15 protein-coding genes are annotated in these 19,360 nt (G+C 73.3%); 10 read left to right on the top strand and 5 right to left on the bottom strand.

The genetic code is table 11. The annotated features are described in order from the left end of the window. Positions 1 to 42: 42 nt before the first annotated feature. From ACKI2N_RS21940 to ACKI2N_RS21960, 5 genes are all read left to right on the top strand, one after another. A complete protein-coding gene (locus ACKI2N_RS21940; protein ID WP_420995615.1) occupies positions 43 to 1,029 on the top strand; it encodes a Bug family tripartite tricarboxylate transporter substrate binding protein in 987 nt (328 codons plus the stop codon). Positions 1,030 to 1,089: 60 nt separating this feature from the next. Then, on the top strand, positions 1,090 to 3,165 hold the full coding sequence (locus ACKI2N_RS21945; RefSeq protein WP_420995616.1) for an acetate--CoA ligase family protein: 2,076 nt from the start codon (positions 1,090 to 1,092) through the stop codon (positions 3,163 to 3,165). 46 nt (positions 3,166 to 3,211) lie between these two features. Further along, complete coding sequence (locus ACKI2N_RS21950; protein WP_420995617.1) at positions 3,212 to 3,991, top strand: enoyl-CoA hydratase/isomerase family protein; 780 nt, start codon at positions 3,212 to 3,214, stop codon at positions 3,989 to 3,991. A 65-nt stretch (positions 3,992 to 4,056) separates the two neighbouring features. Next, entirely contained in the window at positions 4,057 to 5,472 is a 1,416-nt protein-coding gene (locus ACKI2N_RS21955; RefSeq protein WP_420995618.1) for an aldehyde dehydrogenase family protein, read from the top strand. A gap of 37 nt (positions 5,473 to 5,509) precedes the next feature. Next, positions 5,510 to 6,328 (top strand): enoyl-CoA hydratase, encoded by an 819-nt coding sequence (locus tag ACKI2N_RS21960; protein ID WP_420995619.1) that lies wholly within the window; start codon positions 5,510 to 5,512, stop codon positions 6,326 to 6,328. A 22-nt stretch (positions 6,329 to 6,350) separates the two neighbouring features. On the opposite strand, the gene ada is transcribed toward ACKI2N_RS21960, so the two are convergent. The 3 genes from ada to ACKI2N_RS21975 form a co-directional block, all read right to left on the bottom strand. Beyond that, positions 6,351 to 7,427 carry a bifunctional DNA-binding transcriptional regulator/O6-methylguanine-DNA methyltransferase Ada gene (gene ada, locus ACKI2N_RS21965; protein ID WP_420995620.1) on the bottom strand — a complete coding sequence of 359 codons (1,077 nt, stop codon included), beginning with the start codon at positions 7,425 to 7,427 and terminating at the stop codon, positions 6,351 to 6,353. Positions 7,428 to 7,510: 83 nt separating this feature from the next. Next, positions 7,511 to 8,194: a 2OG-Fe(II) oxygenase gene (locus ACKI2N_RS21970; RefSeq protein ID WP_420995691.1), complete on the bottom strand. Its 684-nt coding sequence runs from the start codon at positions 8,192 to 8,194 to the stop codon at positions 7,511 to 7,513. A 131-nt stretch (positions 8,195 to 8,325) separates the two neighbouring features. Continuing rightward, on the bottom strand, positions 8,326 to 9,330 hold the full coding sequence (locus ACKI2N_RS21975; protein WP_420995621.1) for a tripartite tricarboxylate transporter substrate binding protein: 1,005 nt from the start codon (positions 9,328 to 9,330) through the stop codon (positions 8,326 to 8,328). A gap of 269 nt (positions 9,331 to 9,599) precedes the next feature. Between ACKI2N_RS21975 and ACKI2N_RS21980 the strand changes: the two genes are divergently transcribed. The 3 genes from ACKI2N_RS21980 to ACKI2N_RS21990 are packed head-to-tail and all read left to right on the top strand — an operon-like array spanning position 9,600 to position 13,541. Beyond that, a complete protein-coding gene (locus ACKI2N_RS21980; protein ID WP_420995622.1) occupies positions 9,600 to 10,328 on the top strand; it encodes a (2Fe-2S)-binding protein in 729 nt (242 codons plus the stop codon). 13 nt (positions 10,329 to 10,341) lie between these two features. Continuing rightward, entirely contained in the window at positions 10,342 to 11,328 is a 987-nt protein-coding gene (locus tag ACKI2N_RS21985) for an FAD binding domain-containing protein (RefSeq protein WP_420995623.1), read from the top strand. Beyond that, complete coding sequence (locus tag ACKI2N_RS21990) at positions 11,325 to 13,541, top strand: xanthine dehydrogenase family protein molybdopterin-binding subunit (RefSeq protein ID WP_420995624.1); 2,217 nt, start codon at positions 11,325 to 11,327, stop codon at positions 13,539 to 13,541. Before ACKI2N_RS21985 ends, ACKI2N_RS21990 begins: the two co-directional genes overlap by 4 nt. Positions 13,542 to 13,595: 54 nt before the next feature. Here the strand turns inward: ACKI2N_RS21990 and ACKI2N_RS21995 are convergent, their stop codons facing one another. Then, complete coding sequence (locus ACKI2N_RS21995) at positions 13,596 to 14,357, bottom strand: SDR family NAD(P)-dependent oxidoreductase (protein ID WP_420995625.1); 762 nt, start codon at positions 14,355 to 14,357, stop codon at positions 13,596 to 13,598. 59 nt (positions 14,358 to 14,416) lie between these two features. Beyond that, entirely contained in the window at positions 14,417 to 16,735 is a 2,319-nt protein-coding gene (locus tag ACKI2N_RS22000) for an ATP-dependent DNA helicase (RefSeq protein WP_420995626.1), read from the bottom strand. Between the two features lie 188 nt (positions 16,736 to 16,923). Between ACKI2N_RS22000 and ACKI2N_RS22005 the strand changes: the two genes are divergently transcribed. Beyond that, positions 16,924 to 17,445, top strand: a complete 522-nt coding sequence (locus ACKI2N_RS22005) for a DUF421 domain-containing protein (RefSeq protein WP_420995627.1) — start codon at positions 16,924 to 16,926, stop codon at positions 17,443 to 17,445. Between the two features lie 165 nt (positions 17,446 to 17,610). Then, positions 17,611 to 19,236, top strand: a complete 1,626-nt coding sequence (locus ACKI2N_RS22010; RefSeq protein ID WP_420995628.1) for an ATP-binding protein — start codon at positions 17,611 to 17,613, stop codon at positions 19,234 to 19,236. The last annotated feature ends 124 nt before the right edge of the window (positions 19,237 to 19,360 follow it).

Genomic DNA, 19,360 nt, shown 5'->3' on the forward strand with positions numbered 1-19,360 from the left:
TCGGCACATCGAGCCAGCGCAAGACAACGATGGAGACAATTCGTGAGACCTTCCGCATTCTTCCTGCGCCGGATCGCGCCTGCCGTGCTGGCGCTCGCCAGCCTCGCCGGCCCGGCCGCCGCCGCCACGGCCTATCCCGACAAGCCGCTGCGGCTGGTGGTGCCGTTTCCGGCCGGCGGCCCGACCGACGCCATGGCCCGCCTGATCGGCCAGCACCTGTCGCAGCAGCTCGGCCAGCCGGTGGTGATCGACAACCGCGGCGGCGCCGGCGGCACCATCGCCACCGAAGCCGTCGCCGCGGCCGCGCCGGACGGCTACACGCTGTTCTTCTCGACCACCGGGACGATGGCGATCAACCCCTCGCTGTACAAGACGCTCAAGATCGACCCGGTCAAGGCCTTCGACGCCGTCGGCTCGGTGGCCTCCACCGTGAACGTGCTGGTGGTGCCGCCCGCGTCCGCCGCGGCCAGCGTCAAGGACCTGATCGCGCTGGCACGCCAGAAGCCGGGCACGCTGACGTTCGGCTCGGCCGGCAACGGCAGCTCCAACCACCTGTCCGGCGAGCTGTTCAAGTCGATGGCCGCCATCGACATCGTGCACGTGCCCTACAAGGGCTCGGCCGCCGCCTTCACCGACCTGCTGGGCGGGCGCATCTCGATGATGTTCGACACCGTCTCCAGCCAGGCGCAGTACATCGGCGCCGGCAAGGTCCGCGCGCTGGCCGTGACGGGCCCGGCGCGCTCGGAGGCGCTGCCCAGGGTGCCCACGGTGGCGGAGTCGGGCCTGCCCGGCTTCGACGTGACGATCTGGTTCGGGCTGTCCGCGCCGAAGGGCACGCCGCCCGCGGTGATCGGGCGCCTGAACGGCGAGCTGCAGAAGGTGCTCGGCCAGGCCGAGGTGAAATCGCAGCTGGCCGCGCTGGGCGCCAGGCCGATGCCCGGCACCCCGCAGGATTTCGCGCAGGTCGTCCAGCGCGACGCGGGCAAGTGGTCGGCCGTGGTCAAGGCCTCCGGCGCCAGCCTCGACTGAAGGCGCGTGGCCATGCATCCCCGCGCCGATTCCCCGCACAGCACGCACGCAAGCACCTCGATGACTCCGCATTTCGAAGCCCTGTTCCGCCCTCGCTCCGTCGCCGTGATCGGCGCCTCGGACAACCCCAACAAGGTCGGCGGCCGGCCGATCCACTACCTCAACCGCTTCGGCTTCGCCGGCCAGGTCTACCCGGTCAATCCCGGCCGCGCCGAGATCCAGGGCCACCGCGCGTATGCCAGCGTCGGCGAGATCGGCGCGGTGCCGGACGCCGTGGTGATCGCGGTGGCGGGCGACGCCACGCTGGCGCAGGTGCGCCAGTGCAGCGAGCTCGGCGTCAAGGCGGCGGTGGTGATGGCCTCGGGCTTCGGCGAGATCGGCGAGGCCGGCCGCCAGCGGCAGGCCGCGCTGGTGGCCGCGGCCAATGCCGGCGGCATGCGCCTGGTGGGGCCCAATGCGCAGGGCACGGCCAACTTCGCCAGCGGCGCGGTGCTCAACTTCAGCACCATGTTCATGGAAGTGGCGCCCGCCGACGGCCCCATCGCCATCATCAGCCAGAGCGGCGCGGCCAGCGTGATGCCGTACGCGCTGCTGCGCCAGGCCGGCTTCGGCGTGCGCTACCTGGTCGCCACCGGCAACGACGCCGACCTCGATGCCTGCGCGATGGCCGAGGCGGTCGCGGCCGATCCCGCCATCCGCGTGATCCTGGTCTACCTGGAGACGCTGTCCGACCCCGGGCGCCTGGCCGCCGCGGCGGCCGTGGCGCGCGCGCGCGGCGCGCACGTGGTGGCGCTCAAGAGTGGCAGCAGCCGGCGCGGCGCGGTGGCCGCGGCCTCGCACACGGGCGCGCTGGTCGGCAACGACGCCGCCATCGACGCGTTCCTCGCGCGCCACGGCATCTGGCGCGCGCGCGACATGAACGAGTTCATCCGCGCCACGCCGCTGTACCTGCAAGGCCACGATCCGGCGGCCGGCCGCACGGTGGTGATGAGCCACAGCGGCGCGGTGGGCGTGATGGCAGCCGACCTGGCCGAGCGCGCCGCGCTGCCGCTGGCGGAGCTGGCCCCGGCCACCCGGCAGGGGCTGGCCGCGATCCTGCCGGAGTTCGGCAGCGTCAACAACCCGCTCGACATGACCGCCGCGCTGCTCGGCAAGGGCGACATGTTTCCGCGCGTGCTGGACGTGCTGGGCAGCGATCCCGAAGCGGACATGGTCATGATCGGCATCCCCGTGGCCGGGCCGGGCTACGACGTGCCGGCGCTGGCGCGCGACGCCGCCGCGTTTCTCGCGCGGCACGCCAAGCCGCTCGTCGTCAGCGCGCCGCAGCAGGACGTGCGCGCGGCCTTCGCCGCGCGCGGCATCCCCGCCTTCATCACCGAGGCCGACGCCATCGGCGCGCTCGGCCAGTACGCCGCGCACCGGCAGCTCGGCGGCGCCGGCGCCGCCCGGGCGCTGCCCGCCGCGCGGGCGTGGGCCGGCCGCGGCCTGCTCGACGAACACGCGAGCCTGGCCCTGCTGGCCGAGCACGGCGTGCCGGTGGTCGCGCACCGGCAATGCGCCAGCGGCGCCGAGGCGGTGGCCGCGTTCGCCGCGCTGGGCGGCGGAGCGGTGGCCGTCAAGGGCTGCGCGGCGGGCGTGCCGCACAAGAGCGAGCACGGCCTGGTGCGGCTGCGCCTGGCCGATGCCGCCGGCGTGCGCGCGGCGGCGCAGGACTGCCTGGACAAGCTGGCCGGGCTTGGCGAGGCCGCGCCGCGCGTGGTGGTGGCGCGGATGGTCAAGGGCACGCACGAGTTCGCGCTCGGCGTCACCGTGGATCCCGCGCTCGGCCCGCTGGTGATGATCGGCGAAGGCGGCACGCTGCTGGAGCTGCGCCAGGACATCGTCACGCTGCTGGCGCCGTTCAGCGCGGACGAGGCGCGCGCGGCGTGCCGGCGCCTGCGCGTCGCGCCGCTGTTCGGCGGCTATCGCGACATGCCGGCCCTCGACCTCGACGCGCTCGCGGCGGCGGCCGTTGCGCTCGGCGATTTCGCGCTGGCTTATCGCGCCTCGCTCAAGGCCGTGGACATCAATCCGCTGATGGTGATGCCGGCCGGGCAGGGCGTGGTGGCGGTCGACGCGGTGGTGGAAATGCGCTGAGGCGCCGCGGCGGCCATCCCCCAACAACCAAAGACGGAGCACAGACATGCCTGAAAACGAAGTCACGGTCGCGCTGGACGGCGGCGTCGCCGTGGTCACGCTGAACCGCCCCGGGCGCATGAACGCGGTCAACGATGCGCTGCGCGCGCAACTGATCGCCAGCCTCGACGAGCTCAACCGCGCGCCGGCGGTGCGCGCGGTGGTGCTGGCCGGCGCCGGCGCCCGCGCGTTCTGCGCGGGGCAGGACCTCGACGAGGCGGCGGCGGTCACGTGGCAGCAGATCGTGCCGTGGCTCAACCGGCAGCGCGCCATGTACCAGGCCGTGCGCGATCTCGACAAGCCGTGCGTGGCCGCCGTGCAGGGCGTGGCCGCCGGCGCCGGCTTCCAGGTGGCGCTGTGCGCCGACTGGCGCATCGCCACGCCGGACAGCCGCTGGGGCCAGCCCGAGGTCAAGGCCGGCCTGGCCAGCATCGTCGGCTCTTACCTGATGACGCTGCACGTGGGCCATACCCACAACGCGCAGATGTCGCTGTCGGGCGACCTGGTGAGCGGGCAGCGCGCCTATGAGATCGGGCTGGTGACGGAACTCACCGCGGCGGACGCGCTGACGGGCGCCGCGCTGGCGCGCGCGCGCGCGCTGGCCGCGCTGCCGCCGACGGCGGTGCGGCTGTCCAAGCAGCGCCTGCGCGCCATGAGCCAGCCCGGCTTCGACGAGGCCTGCGTGGCGGGGATCCGCGCGCAGCTCGAATGCTATGCCGACGGCGAGCCCCAGCGCGTGATGGCGGCCTTCCTGGAAAAACGCACGAGCAAGGAGCAAGGACAATGACGGTAACAGTAACGATGACAGCGGCAGATGCAGCGACCACCGCGACGCCGGCGGCCGCTGCCGGAATGCGGATCGCCCACCACTACATCGGCGGCGCGCGCGTGCCCGCCACGCCGGCCGGCGAGGTCCATGTCGGCGATGCCGCCACCGGCGCGCCGCTGGCCACCGTGACGCTCGGCAACGAGGCCGACGCGGGCGCCGCCGTGCGCGCCGCCCGGCTGGCGCTGCCGGCGTGGCGCGCGCTCGGCGCGCGCGGCCGGGCGCCGTTCCTGCTGGCCATCGCCGACGCGCTGGAGGCCGTGTCGGGCGAACTCGCACGCGAGATCTCGCGCGAGGTGGGCATGCCGCTCAAGCTGGCGCAGCGCATCCAGGTCGATGCGCCGGTGGCCGCGTGGCGCGCCACCGCAGCGCTGGCGGACAGCTTCGCCTTCGAGCGCACGGTGGGCAACTCGCGCATCGTGCTCGAGCCCGCCGGCGTGGTGGCGGCCATCACGCCGTGGAACTACCCGCTGCACCAGATCACCGCCAAGCTCGCGCCGGCCCTGCTGGCCGGCTGCACGGTGGTGCTCAAGCCGTCGGAGCTGGCGCCGGCCACCACCGCGCGGCTGATCGCGGCCGCCGAACGCGCGGGCCTGCCCGGCGGCGTGCTCAACGTGGTGCTCGGCGGCGCCGCCGTCGGCGAGGCGCTGGTGGCGCATCCCGGCGTGGCCATGCTGTCGTTTACCGGCTCCACCGCGGTCGGGCGCCGGATCGCCGCGGCCGCGGCCGGCGACATGAAGCGGCTGTCGATGGAGCTGGGCGGCAAGTCGGCGGCCGTGGTGCTGCCCGGCGCGGACCTCGCGCGCGCGGTCAAGGCCACGCTGGCCTCGTGCATGCTCAACAGCGGCCAGACCTGCAGCGCCACCACGCGCCTGCTGGTGCCGCGCGCGGACTACGCGCAATGCCGCGCGCTGCTGCGGGAGGGCGTGGCGGCGCTGACGCTGGGCGACCCCGCCGACCCCGCCACGCGCGTGGGGCCGCTGCTCTCGGCCGCGCAGAAGGCGCGCGTGCTGGACTTCATCCGCGCAGCCGAGCAGGCCGGCTGCGACGTGGTGGCCGGCGGCAGCGCGGCCGCGGTGCCGGGCAGCGGGCATTTCGTCGCGCCCACGGTGTTCGGCGAGGTGCCGCCCGACAGCCGCCTGGCCAACGAGGAAGTGTTCGGGCCGGTGCTGGCGGTGCTCTGCCACGACTCGCAGGACGACGCCATCGCGCTGGCCAATGCCACGCCCTACGGCCTCGCCGCCACGGTGTGGGCCGCCACGGCGGAGCAGGGCGTGGCGGTCGCGCGCGAGCTGCGCGCCGGGCAGGTCGACGTCAACGGCGGCCGCTTCAACGCGCTGGCGCCGTTCGGCGGCTTCGGCATGTCGGGCGTCGGCCGCGAAGGCGGCGCCTACGGGCTGGAGGAGTTCCTCGAGCCCAAGTCCATCCAGCTGCCCGTCTGAATACCCCTTTGAACCAGGACCCGACCGGGACACAACCATGTACAACGAAATCCAGCTTTCCCGCGCCGGCACCGACGGCCGCATCGCCGTCGTCACGCTCAACCGGCCCGACAAGCTCAACGCGCTGACCAGGGTCATGGAGGCCGAGCTGCGCCAGGCCATGGAAGAGGCCGACCGCGACGCCGCCGTGCGCGTGGTGGTGCTCACCGGCGCCGGCCGCGGCTTCTGCGCCGGCATGGACATCGACGAGCTGGAAATCCTGCCGCCCGGCGACATCCGCGCCGCGCAATGGATGCGCCCGTTCGACATGAACCGGCGCCCCGACTACCAGACCCGCTACGGCTACTTCCCGGCCATGCGCAAGCCCGTCATCGCCGCCGTCAACGGCGCGGCGGCCGGGCTCGGGCTGGTGTTCGCGCTGTACAGCGACATCCGCTTCGCCAGCGACAAGGCCGCCTTCAGCACCGCGTTCGCCAAGCGCGGCCTGATCGCCGAGCACGGCATCGCATGGATGCTGCCGCGCGTGGTGGGGCCGGGCCACGCGGCCGACCTGCTCTATTCGGCGCGCAAGGTTCCGGCGCAGGAAGCGCTGCAGATGGGACTGGTGAACCGGCTCTACGATGCCGACAGCCTGCTGCCCGAGACGCTGCGCTACGCCGAAGACCTGGCGCAGAACGTCTCGCCGCGCTCGCTCGGCGTGATCAAGTGGCAACTGGGCGACGTGCCGTTCCAGAGCCTGGCCGAGGCCACGCGGGACGCCAACGAGGCGATGTTCGCCAGCATCCAGAGCGCCGACTTCAAGGAGGGGGTGGCGCACTTCATCGAGCGCCGCCCGGCGCGCTTCACCGGCGAGTGAGCGGGGCCAGGCCGTCAGGCCATCAGGCCTGCTTCTCGCGTTCGAGCAGTTCCCGCTTGCGCTCCACGCCCCAGCGGTAGCCCGAGAGCTGGCCGTCGCTGCGCACCACGCGGTGGCAGGGGATGGCCACGGCGATATGGTTCGCGCCGCAGGCCTGCGCCACCGCGCGCACTGCCTTGGGCGCGCCGATGCGCGCGGCGATTTCTGCATAGCTCGCGGTGGCGCCGGGCGGGATCTCGCGCAGCGCCTGCCACACGCGCTCCTGGAACGCGGTGCCGCGCACGTCGAGCGGCAGGTCCAGGCCCAGCGATGGCGCTTCGATCAGGCCCACCACGCGCGCGACCAGTTGCTCGAAGCCGGCGTCGCCGCCGATCAGGTTGGCGCGGGGAAACTGGTCCTGCAGTTCGCGCGCGAGCGCATCGGGATCGTCGCCGAGCAGGATCGCGCAGACGCCGCGCTCGCTCTGCGCGACCAGGATGGCGCCGAGCGAGCACTCGCCCACGGCGAAGCGGATGTGGGTGTCGGCGCCGCCCGCGCGGTAGCGGCTGGCGGTCATGCCGAGCATCTGGCCGGCGGCCTCGTAGAAGCGGCTGCTGGAGTTGAAGCCGGCTTCGTAGATGGCCTCGGTCACCGAGCCGGCGCGGCCCAGGCCGTCGCGCAGGCGGCGCGCGCGATGCGCGCCGGCATAGGCCCTGGGCGTCAGCCCGGTGACGGCCTTGAACACGCGATGGAAATGGAACGGGCTCAGGCCGGCCGCGCGCGCGAGCGTGTCGAGCGCGGGCGGCTCGCCCGCCTGCTCGATGCGGCGGCACGCTTCGGCCACCAGCGCCGCGTGCTGCGCCGCCGTGGCCGACTGGTCGGCGGCGGCGCGCCTGCTGGGGCGGTAGCCGGCGGCCTCGGCGGCCTGCGGCGTGTCGAAGAACTCCACGTTCTCCGGGCGCGGCAGGCGCGAGGCGCTGCTCGGGCGGCAGTAGACGCCGGTGGTCTTCACGGCATAGACAAAATCGCGGTCGGCCGCCGGGTCGCGCGCCAGCACGCGGGCCCAGCGGGGATCGTGTTCGGTCGGGATGCGCAGCGGGGTGCGGGTCGGTTTCGTCATGGGCTCACTGTATGCCGCCGCCGCGCGCCGCGCACTCCGGCGCTTGCGGTCGAATTCCCGCAGGTGGCCAGGTGGCCAGGTGGCTACGCGGCGTCGTGGAAGATGATGCCCAGCACATACCGCCGGCCGGAGCGCAGCCGGCTCACGCCGTGGCGCAGCCTGACGCGGTAGCTGCCGCGCGCGCCCTGCACGGGGCGCTGGTTCACCGCGAACACCACCGCGTCGCCCTTGCGCAGCGGCACCACCTCCGCGCGCGACTGCATGCGCGGGCGTTGCTCGGTCAGCACGAACTCGCCGCCGGTGAAGTCCTCGCCCGGCTCGGACAGCAGGACCGCCGCCTGGAGCGGGAACACATGCTCGCCATAGAGATCCTGGTGCAGGCAATTGTAGTCGTCCGGGCCGTATTGCAGCAGCAGCGGGGTCGGGCGCGTTTGCCCCGCCTCATGGCAGCGCCGCAGGAAATCGGCGTGCCGCTCCGGGTAGCGCGCGCCGATGCCCATCGCGGCGTGCCAGCGGTTGGCCACCGGCGCCAGGTGCGGATAGAGCGCGCCGCGCAGGTCCTCGACCGGGCCGGGCAGCGGATAGCCGAAATACTTGTACTCGCCGCGGCCGAAGCCGTGGCGGCTCATCGCCACGCGCGAGCGGAACAGCTCGTCGCGCGGGTAGAGCGCGGCCAGCGCGTCGCACGCCGGCGGCGCCAGCAGGCCCGCGACGACGGCGTAGCCGTGCTGGTCGAGTTCCTGCCCGATGGCCTCCCAGCGCAGCATGTCGACCCGCGCCGCGCCCGCCTGCATGACTGTCACGATGGACTCCCCTGCCATAAACGCTGATGCGCAAGGCTACCTCGCCGGCGGCATCGGGTCACTCCGCATCTTGCCGCCGAATCCGGCGCGCGCCGCTAGTCCGCCCGCAGCCCGATCCGCAGCGCCAGCTTCTGCCAGCGCGCGATGTCGGCGTCGACCACGCCCTGGAATTCGGCCGGCGTGCTGTAGGTGGCGGCAAAGCCCAGTTGCGCCAGGTTGGCGCGGATCTCCGGCCGGGCGACCGCGCGCGCGATTTCCACGTTGAGCTTGCGCACCACCTCGGGCGGCGTGCGCGCCGGCGCCAGGATGCCGAACCACTGGTCCACGTCGTAGCCGGGCAGGCCCAGCTCGCCGACGGTCGGCACCTCCGGCAGGAACGGCGAGCGCTGGCGCGAGGTCACCGCCAGCGCGCGCAGCTTGCCGCTCTTGAGGTAGGGCAGGGTGTTGGTGAGCGTATTGATGCTGATGTCGGCCTGGCCGCCCAGCACGTCGGTGAGCGCCGGCGCGCAGCCCTTGTAGGGAATGTGCAGCAGGTCGATCCGCGCCGAGATCTTGAGCAGCTCGCCGGCCAGGTGCTGCGGCGTGCCGTTGCCGCACGAGGCATAGCTGGGCGGATGCGGCGCATGGCCCGCGGCCAGCAGGTCGGCGAAGCCGTGGATGGGCGAATGCGCCGGCACCGCGATCACCGATGGCACCGAGGCAAAGGCGATGACCGCGCCGAAATCCTTGCGCGGCGAGAACGGCAGCTTGCCGAACACGGCCGGATTGATGGCAAAGCTGCTGTTGACCACCAGCAGCGTATAGCCGTCCGCCGCGCTGTGCGCCACCAGCTCGGCGCCGATGTTGCCGCTGGCGCCGGGCCGGTTGTCCACCACCACGGCCTGGCCCAGGCTGCGGCCGATCTCGGTGCCGACGATGCGCGCCAGCGTGTCGGTGCCGCCACCCGGCGGGAACGTCACCACCAGCCGGATCGGCCGTTGCGGGAAGGCGCCGGCGCGGCCGGCGCCCGGATTCGCGCCGGCGCGGGCGGGTCCCGCCGCCAGCGTTGCGCCCAGCAGCAGCATGGCCGCCAGGCGGGGTACCACGGATAGGAATGTCATGTGATGCGGTCTTCGGATGCCCGACATGATAGTGCAGCCGGCGATTCCGGGCTGGCGGCGGCGCGGGCCGGCCCAGTGCAGTTTCTACACGCGCTGCAAGAATGGCATGGCAAGGGCATGCCCCGGGCCGTGGGCCGCGTGCGCCGGATGCGGCGCCTGGCGCGTGCCGTGCGCGCCGCGCGGGAGCGGCGCGCGCCGGCGATTGAAGCGGGCACTGAATTTGCAGCCACTGTGCCCGACGCGCACCGCGCCGCACGCAAGGACCACGCATGACCAGCAAGCACAGCGAATGCAGTGAGCCGCACGAGCCCCACGCCGGTGGCGACGGCGGCTACGGCGCGGCGGGGCCGGCGCGCCCGGCGCGCCGCCGCTTCATGCAGTCGGCCGCGCTGACCGCCTCGGCCGCGGTGGTGCCGGTGGCCGGCGCCGCGCGCGCGGCGGCCCCGCAAGCCACGGAGCCGGTCCCGCCGCCGGCCGCGCCGGCCCGGCAGCTGCAATTGCGCGTGAACGGCCGGGTCTACGCGCTGGTGGTCGAGCCGCGCGTCACGCTGCTCGATGCCCTGCGCGACGTCATGGGGCTGACCGGCACCAAGAAAGGCTGCGACCGCGGCCAGTGCGGCGCGTGCACGGTGCTCAGCGACGGCCGCCGCATCAATGCCTGCCTGGCGCTGGCCGTGATGCAGGAGGGCCGCGACATCGTCACCATCGAAGGCCTCGCCACGGGCGACAGCCTGCACCCGATGCAGGCCGCCTTCGTCGCGCACGATGCGCTGCAGTGCGGCTACTGTACGCCCGGCCAGATCTGCTCGGCGGTGGGCATGCTGGCGGAGTACCGCGCCGGCGTGGCCAGCACCGTGCAGCCGCCGCCGCGCGAATTGCCCGCGCTGCTCGGCGAGGCGGAGATCCGCGAGCGCATGAGCGGCAACCTGTGCCGCTGCGGCGCCTACCCGAACATCGTCGCGGCCATCCGCGCGGTCGCCACCGGCCGCAAGGCCTGAGAGGAGCATCGGCATGCTTGCTTTTTCCTACGACCGGGCCGGCAGCGTGGACGAGGCCCTGCGCCTGGCGCAGCAGCCCGGCGCGCGCTTCATCGGCGGCGGCACCAACCTGCTCGACCTCGTCAAGGCGGGCGTGGAGCAGCCGCAGCGGCTGGTCGACGTGAGCCGGCTGCCGCTGGCGGCGGTGACCGAATTGCCCGGCGGGGGCCTGCGCATCGGCGCGATGATGAGCAATGCCGACGTGGCCGGCCACTCGCTGGTGCGCGAGCGCTATCCGCTGCTGGCGCAGGCGCTGCTGGCCGGCGCTTCGCCGCAGTTGCGCAACATGGCCACGGTCGGCGGCAACCTGATGCAGCGCACGCGCTGCCACTACTTCTACGACACCGGCTTCGAGGCGTGCAACAAGCGCCTGCCCGGCTCGGGCTGCCCCGCGCGCGCGGGCGTGAACCGCATCCACGCCATCCTCGGTGCGAGCGCGCAGTGCATCGCCGTCAACCCGTCCGACATGAGCGTGGCGCTGGCCGCGCTCGATGCCGTGGTGGTGGCGCGCGGCGCCGGCGGCGAGCGCCGCCTCGCGCTGCGCGATTTCCACCGCCTGCCCGGCGACACGCCGCAGCGCGACACCAACCTCGCGCCGGGCGAGCTGATCGTGGCGGTGGAGTTGCCGCCGTCGCGCCTGGCGCCGCACTCGCACTACCTGAAGGTGCGCGACCGCGCCAGCTATGCGTTCGCGCTGGTCTCGGTGGCGGCCGGGCTGGAGATGGACGGCGGCACGGTGCGCGCGGCCGCCATCGCGCTGGGCGGCGTGGCGCACAAGCCGTGGCGCGTGCCGCAGGCCGAGCAGGCGCTGCTGGGCCGCCCGCTCGACGCCGCCGCCGCGGCGCAGGCCGCAGCGCTGATGGTGCGCGGCGCGCAGCCGCAGGCGCACAACGCCTTCAAGGTGGAGCTGGCGCGGCGCGCGGTGATCCGCGCGCTGGGCGTGGCGGGAGGCATGGCATGAACATGATCGGCGCTCCCCTCGACCGCGTCGACGGCGTGCTGAAGGTCACCGGCCGCGCGCGCTACGCGGCCGACCACAGCTTTCCCAACCTGGCCCATGCGGTGATGGTCACCAGCACCATCGCCGACGGGCGCATCGTCGCCATGGACACCGGCGCGGCCGAGCGCATGCCCGGCGTGCGCCTGGTGATGACGCCGTTCAACGCGCCGCGGCTGCCCGAGGGCGGCAAGGCCGCGGCGGGCGTGCCGCCGGCCGGGCGCATCCTCAGCCTGCTGCAGGACACCACGGTGGCCTACAACAACCAGCCCGTCGCGGTGGTGGTGGCCGACACGCAGGCGCAGGCGCGCGACGCCGCCAGCCGGGTGCGCGTGCGCTACGAGCGCGCCGGCAGCGCGCCGGTGGACTTCGCGCTGGACAAGGCCACCACCCACAAGCCGGACAAGGTCAAGGACGAATCCGCCGATACGCAGCGCGGCGACATGGCGGCCGGGCTGCGGGCCGCCGCCGTCCGCGTGGAAGCGGTCTACACCACGCCGATGCAGAACCACAACCCGATGGAGCCGCACGCCACCATCGCGGTGTGGGAGGGCGACGCGCTCACGCTCTACGATTCCACCCAGTACGTGACCGGCGCGCGCAAGACCGTGGCCAAGACGCTCGGCATCCCGCCCGGCAAGGTGCGCGTGGTGTGCCCCTTCGTCGGCGGCGGCTTCGGCTGCAAGGGCTCGGTGTGGTCGCACGTGGTGCTGGCCGCGATGGCGGCGCAGCGCGCGGGGCGGCCGGTGAAGCTGGCCATCGAGCGTCCCCAGATGTTCGGCGAGGTGGGCGCGCGGCCCGACACCGAGCAGCACTTCATCGCCGCGGCCGCGGCCGACGGGCAGCTCCAGGCCATGCAGCACGACGTGGTGGCCTGCACCTCGTACCTGGAGGACTGGCTTGAATCGTCGGCGCTGATGACGCGCATGCTCTACGACTGCCCCAACCAGCGCACCAGCCACCGCCTGGCCAGGATGCACATCGGCACGCCCACCTTCATGCGCGCGCCGGGCGAGGCCAGCGGCAGCTTCGCGCTGGAGTCCGCGATGGACGAGCTGGCTTACCAGCTCGGCATGGACCCGGTCGCGCTGCGGCTGCGCAACCATGCCGAGCGTGATCCCGGCAAGGACAAGCCGTTCTCCAGCAAGTCGCTGCGCGAATGCTACCGGCTGGGCGCGGAGCGCTTCGGCTGGGCGCGGCGCAATCCGGCGCCGCGCTCGATGATGGCCGACGGCAAGCTGGTCGGCATGGGCATGGCCACCGCCACCTATCCGGCCAACCGGCAGGCGGCCAGCGCGATGGTGCGGATCCTGCCGGACGGCACGGCGCTGGTGCGCTCCGGCTCGCAGGATCTCGGCACCGGCACCTACACCGTGATGACGCAGGTGGCGGCCGACGCGCTGGGCTTGCCGCCGCAGCGCGTGCGCTTCGAACTCGGCGACACGGACTTCCCCGAAGCGCCGGTGTCGGGCGGCTCGCAGTCGGTCGCCAGCGTGTCGCCCGCGGTGCGCGCCGCCGCGCTGGCGGCGCGGCTGGAGCTGGCGAAGCTGGCCATGTCGGACGCCGCCTCGCCGCTGTACGGCGCGCCGCTGGACGACATCGACATCGTGGACGGCTGGCTGCTGCGCCGCTCAGCGCCCGAGCGGCGCGAACCGGTGGCCGCGCCGCTTGCCCGCAACGGCGGCAAGCCGGTCGAGGTGCAGATGAGCGCTCGCCCCGGAGACGAGAAGCAGAATTTCTCCATGCATTCCTTCGGCGCGGTGTTCGCCGAGGTGCGCGTGGACCCGGAGTTGGGCGAGATCCGCGTGCAGCGCATCGTCGGCAGCTACGGCGTGGGGCGCCTGCTCAACCGGAAGACCGGCCGCAGCCAGCTCATGGGCGGGCTGGTGTGGGGCATCGGCCTGGCGCTGCTGGAGAAGACCGAGATCGACCCGGCCAGCGGCCGCGTGGCCAATGCCAACCTGGCCGAGTACCACGTGCCGGTGAATGCCGACGTCGGCAGCATCGAGATCATCGTGGTGGACGAGGATGACCCGCACATCAATTCGCTGGGTGCCAAGGGCATCGGCGAGATCGGCATCGTCGGCGTGGGCGCGGCCATCGCCAACGCCGTGTATCACGCCACCGGCAGGCGCGTGCGCGATCTGCCGGTGACGCTCGACAAGCTCATGGCGTAGTGCACGTAGGGCACCTGGACACCTGGCGCATGGCATGGCCCAGGGCCTGCCGCTTCATTGCGGCGGCTGTCCGTTGGAGGCGCTCAGGCCGCCGTCCACCGGCAGGTTCACGCCGGTGACGAAGCGCGCGTCGTCGCTGGCCAGGAAGGCGATCACCGCGGCGATGTCGTCCGGCTCCGCGGTGCGGCCCAGCGGGATGCGCTCGTGGAACCTGGCCAGCAGCGCCTCGTCGGCGAACATGTCCTCGGTCAGGCCGGTGCGGGTCAGGCTCGGGCACACCGCGTTGACGCGCACGCCGTCGCGGCCGTAGTCCATCGCCAGCGCCCGCGTGAAGTTGGTGACGGCGCCCTTGGCGGCATTGTAGAAGCTCAGGCCCCAGTCGCCGCCGAGCCCCGAGACCGACGACACGTTGACGATGCAGCCGCACGTCTTGAGCAGCTCGGGCATGGCGGCGCGGCAGCCGTGGAAGACGCCGTCCAGGTCGATCGCCATCACTTCGCGCCAGTCGGCCACGCTGGCCTCGGTGATGCGGCCGTCGGGCGCCACGCCGGCGCAGTTGACCATCACGTCGAGCCGGCCGAACGCGGCCAGCGCGTCGTGCACCAGGCCTTCGACCTCGGTCAGCTTCGCCACGTCGGTCACGCGCGCGAGGCTCTTGCCGTGCGGGATGCCGGCCGCGGTTTTCTCCAGCTTCTCGCGCGTGCGCCCGGCCAGCACCACGCTCGCGCCCTCGGCGCCGAAGCGCAGCGCCGTGCCGGCGCCGATGCCCGAGCCGGCACCGGTAACGATTACCACCTTGTCCTCGAAACGCTTCATGACTGCCTCCTATTTCCAGGCCCGCGCACGCGCGGCCGGGGCCGGCGGCGGGGGCAGTGTCAGGGATCAGTCTGGTCCGCAGAATCCATGCCAGCGCCCGGGCGTGCCGGCGCGCGGCTGCCGGCGGCCTGCACTTCCCACCATGCCGGCAGCAGCGCCCGCACCTCGGGGCGCGCGAAGCGGTCGTCGATCAGGTGGACCACGCCGCGGTCGGCTTCGGTGCGGATCACGCGGCCGGCGGCCTGCACGACCTTCTGCAGGCCGGGATAGAGGTAGCCGTATTCGTAGCCGTGACCGAACTGGGCTTCCATGCGCTCGCGCGTGAGTTCGTTGACCTCGTTGAACTGCGGCAGGCCGAGCGTGGCGATGAAGGCGCCCACCAGGCGGTCGCCGGGCAGGTCGACGCCTTCGGCGAAGGCGCCGCCGAGCACCGCGAAGCCGAGGGTCCGGCCGCCGGGCTCGAAGGCGGCGAGGAAGCCGGCCTGCTCGGCCTCGCTCATGGCGCGCGCCTGCCGCCGCACGGGAATGCCGGGCCAGCCGAGCTCGAACGCGTCCGCCACCTGCCGCAGGTAGTCGTGGCTGCTGAAGAACGCCAGGTAGTTGCCCGGGCGCTCGCCGTACTGCGCGGCCAGCAGTTCGGCGATGGGGCGCACCGAGCGCGCGCGGTCGCGGTAGCGCGTGGAGATGCCGCTGGCGATGCGCACCGCAAGCTGGCCGGCGCGGAACGGCGAGGGCACTTCCAGCCATACCGTGTCGCGGGGCAGGCCGAGCGTGTCGCAGACGAAGCGCGCGGGGTAGAGCGTGGCCGAGAACAGGGTGGCGCTGCGCGCCGCGCCGAAGCGCGGCGCGAGGAAGGGCGCGGGGATGAGGTTGCGCACCGCGGGGCGGCCCTGCGCGGTGCCGTCGTTGCCGACGTCGAACACCGAATGCGGGCCGAACGACTCGGCCAGGCGGCAGAAGTGCAGCGCGTCGAAGTAGAAGCGCTGCAGCGCGGGGCCGACGCTGGCGGGCGCCTCGGCGAGCTGGTCGAGGATGGCGGCGGCGGTGCGCTCGAGCGCGGCGAGGAACGCGGGCGGGATGCCGGCGCCGGCCGCATCGGCCGTGTCCGCGGCTTCCCGGGCGCGGCCCAGCGCGCGCCATTGCGTGCCGAGACGGCGCAGCGCGCCGGCCAGCGGTTTCGGCGCGGCCCGGCGCAGCCCGGGCAGCACGGCCGGGTCCAGCTCCGCGGAGTACATCTTGCGGGCGCGCTCGAGCAGGTTGTGGGCTTCGTCCACCAGCACCGCCACGCGCCAGTCGCCGGCGGCGGCCATGCCGTGCAGCATGGCGCCGCGGTCGAAGTAGTAGTTGTAGTCGCCCACCACCACGTCGGCCCAGCGCGCCATTTCCTGGCCGAGGTAGTAGGGGCACACGTCGTGGGCCAGCGCTACCTGCCGCAGCGCCGCGCGGTCGAGCATGGGCCGCGCGGCGGCTTCCTGGCGCGCGGCGGGCAGGCGGTCGTAGAAGCCGCGCGCGAGCGGGCAGGCTTCGCCGTGGCAGGGCTGGCCCGGATGCTCGCAGGATTTCTCGCGCGCGGCCAGTTCCAGCACGCGCAGCGGCAGGCCGGGGTTGGCCGCGCGCAGGCCTTGCGCCGCGTCGAGCGCCATCTGGCGGCCGGTGGTCTTGGCGGTCAGGTAGAACACCTTGTCCAGCCCGCCCCGCGGCGCGGCCTTGAGGGTGGAGAACAGCGTGCCGCCGGTCTTGCCGATGCCGGTGGGCGCCTGCGCCAGCAGGCAGTGCCCGCCGCGCCCCGCGCGGTACACCGCCTCGGCCAGCTCGCGCTGGCCGCGCCGGAACGCCGCATGCGGAAAGGCCATCTCGGCCAGCGCGGCGTCGCGCGCGGCGCGGTGGGCCGCCTCGCGCTCCGCCCACGCCACGAAGCGCTCGCACTTCTCCTCGAAGAAGGCCCGCAGCCAGGCCGCGTCGCGTTCCTCGCGCAAGGCCGACTCGCGCTGGCTCGCCATGTCGAAGTACACCACCGCGATGCGCATGGCGGGCAGGCCGAGCTTGCAGCACATCAGCCAGGCATAGATCCGGGCCTGCGCGAGGTGCAGTTGCCGGTGGTTCTCCGGCAGCGCGGCCCAGTCGCCGCGCACGGTCTTGATTTCCTCGAGCAGGTTGGCGCCCGCGTCGTAGCCGTCGGCCCGGCCGCGCACCAGCAGGTCCTTGTACTGGCCCTGCAGGGCGATCTCGGCCTGGTAGCCGGCGCCGCGCCGGCCCTGCACCAGCGCGTGCGCGGCCTGCCCCTCGGCGGCGCTGGGCGAAGGCGTGAAGCGGATGTCGAGGTCGCCCTGCTTGGCGGTGAACTCGCACAGCGCGCGCACGGCGACGGCATAGATCATCGGGGCGGCGTGCGCCGGGGCGCGCACTTGTGGGCGGAAGACACGGCTGGCAAGGCGGAATGGATCGGAACTGTATGAATATACAGTATCTGGCGGGGCGGGCGCGGCCCCGGGAAGGAACCGTTCATGGGGTGCCGATGGCACGAATCCTGCGGCTCCGACCGGCATTCCCATCACCGTTGACCGCCATGCATGCCGACCTGCAAGCGTTGCTGAAGGGACTGCTCGACACCAACGAACACCTGCTGTGGTGGCAGGCCGCGGTGCGCGCGGCCGTGGTATTCCTGGCGGCGTGGGCGCTGCTGCGCATCGCCGGGCGCCGCTCGTTCGCGCAGAAGACGTCGTTCGACCTGTGCATCATGCTGCTGCTGGGCGCCGTGCTGTCGCGCGCGGTGGTGGGGGCGACCTCGATGGCGGCGGCGCTGGCGTCGTCGCTGGTGCTGGTGCTGCTGCACCGGATGATCGGCTGGATCTCGGTGCGCCATGCCGGCTTCGACCGCGTGGTGGGCGGCCGGCCCATCGAGCTGCTGCGCGATGGCCGGCTGGACCCCGAGGCGGTCCGGCGCGCGCTGATCAGCCAGGAGGACCTCGCCACCAACATCCGCGGCTCGCTGCACTCGGAGTCCACCGACGATATCGCGCGCATCGTGGTGGAGCGCGACGGCACCGTGAGCTTCGTGCGCAAGGACAAGCCGGGCGCGCAGCCATAGCTGCGGTCCGCGCCGGCGCGCTGGCCCGGGCGCGGGCCGGGCGGCATGCGAGATGGCAGCGCAGGCGGGGCCAAACCGTGCCACAATTTTGTGTGCGCTGCGTATCGCGGCGGACCGTTGCCGAAGGCGGCGGTCCGCCGTTCCCCTGAGCCCATGCCGACTGCCATGAAAGAGCCTAGCCGCCCGACCGCCTGTCCCGTGCCGCCCGTCGTCGGCGAGGCGCCCGCGCAGCTTGCGCCAGCCGCCGTGCGCGGCCAGCCGGACCAGCTTGCCCAGCTCGATCCGCTGGACAAGCCGGGCGAGACCGACTACCGCGCGCTGGTCAATGCCATCCAGGACTACGCCATCTACACGCTGGACGCGAGCGGCCATGTCTCGAGCTGGAGCCCGGGCGCGCAGCGCATGAAAGGCTATGCGGCGGCCGAAGTCCTGGGCCGCCATTTCTCGGCGTTTTATACGCCGGAGGCCGTCGCCAGGAGCTGGCCGGAATACGAGCTGCGGCGCGCCGTCGACGAAGGCCGTTTCGAGGACGAGGGCTGGCGCGTGCGCAAGGACGGCTCGCAGTTCTGGGCCAACGTGACCATCACGCCGATCTTCGGCGAGGACCGCACGATACGCGGCTTTGCCAAGGTGGTGCGCGACATGAGCGAGCGCAAGCGGCTCGAGGAGATCGAGGCATCGAGCCGGCGCATGAACGAGTTCCTGGCCACGCTCTCGCACGAGCTGCGCAACCCGCTGGCGCCGGTGCGCAACGCGGTCAACCTGCTGCGGCTCGATACCAGCCTGGGCCCGGACGCGGTGCGCTGCCGCGACATGATCGACCGCCAGATCAGCCATCTCACGCGGCTGGTGGACGACCTGCTCGACGTCGGGCGCATCACCTCGGGCAAGGTCGGCCTGCGCCTGCGCAACGTGGAGCTGCACGACCTCGTGGAGCGCGCCATCGAATCCGCGCGCCCGGCGCTGGACCTGCGCGGACAGCAGGTGGAGGTAAGCCTGCCGGCGCAGCCGGTGACGTTCCGCGGCGACCTGACCCGCCTGGTCCAGGTGCTGCAGAACCTGCTGCACAATGCCTCGAAGTTTTCCCCGGCGGGCAGCCGGATCGCGGTCCGCGCCGCCGTCAGCGGCCGGCTGCTGGAGCTGCATGTGTCGGACCCCGGCTGCGGCATCCCCGCCACGGCGCTGGACGACATCTTCCGCCTGTTCGTGCAGCGCACGCCCGCCGGCCATGCGCTCAATGGCGGGCTGGGCATCGGGCTGTCGCTGTGCCGCTCGCTGGTGGAGCTGCACGGCGGCACCATCAGCGCGGCCAGCGCGGGACCGGACAAGGGCAGCACCTTCACCGTGCGGCTGCCGTGCACCCCGCCGGAGCAGCCGGTGGCGCAGCCCGGGGCCGCCGCGCCCGCCGGCGCGCTGCGCGTGCTGGTGGTGGACGACAACCGCGATTCCGCCGACAGCCTCGGCATGCTGCTGGAAATGCTGGGGCACGAGGTGTGGGTGGCCTACGAGGGCGAAACCGCGCAGGCGCTGGCGGCGCGCTTCCTGCCGCATCTTGCCCTGATCGACATCGCCATGCCGGTGATGGACGGCTACGAGCTGCTGAAGCTGCTGCGCGCGCACGCGGGCTTGTCCGGCACCATGTTCGTGGCGATGACCGGGTTCGGGCAGCCGGCCGACCAGGCGGACACGCAGGGCGCGGGCTTTCACGCGCACATGGTCAAGCCCCTGGAGCTGGGCCAGCTGCAGACGCTGCTGGCCACCGCCGGGCGGCCGGCCGTGCGCGGCGCATAGCGCCCCGCGCGCGCGGCCGGCGCGCATCGTAGAATTGCACCGTTGCCACGCGGGCGGCGCGCTCGCGCCGCCGCGCCTTTCCCCGCGCCGGCCGCCGGACGCGGCCAGGCGCAAGGACGAACGA

The sequence above is a fragment of the Cupriavidus sp. 30B13 genome, from assembly GCF_049059565.2.
Taxonomy (GTDB): Bacteria; Pseudomonadota; Gammaproteobacteria; order Burkholderiales; family Burkholderiaceae; genus Cupriavidus.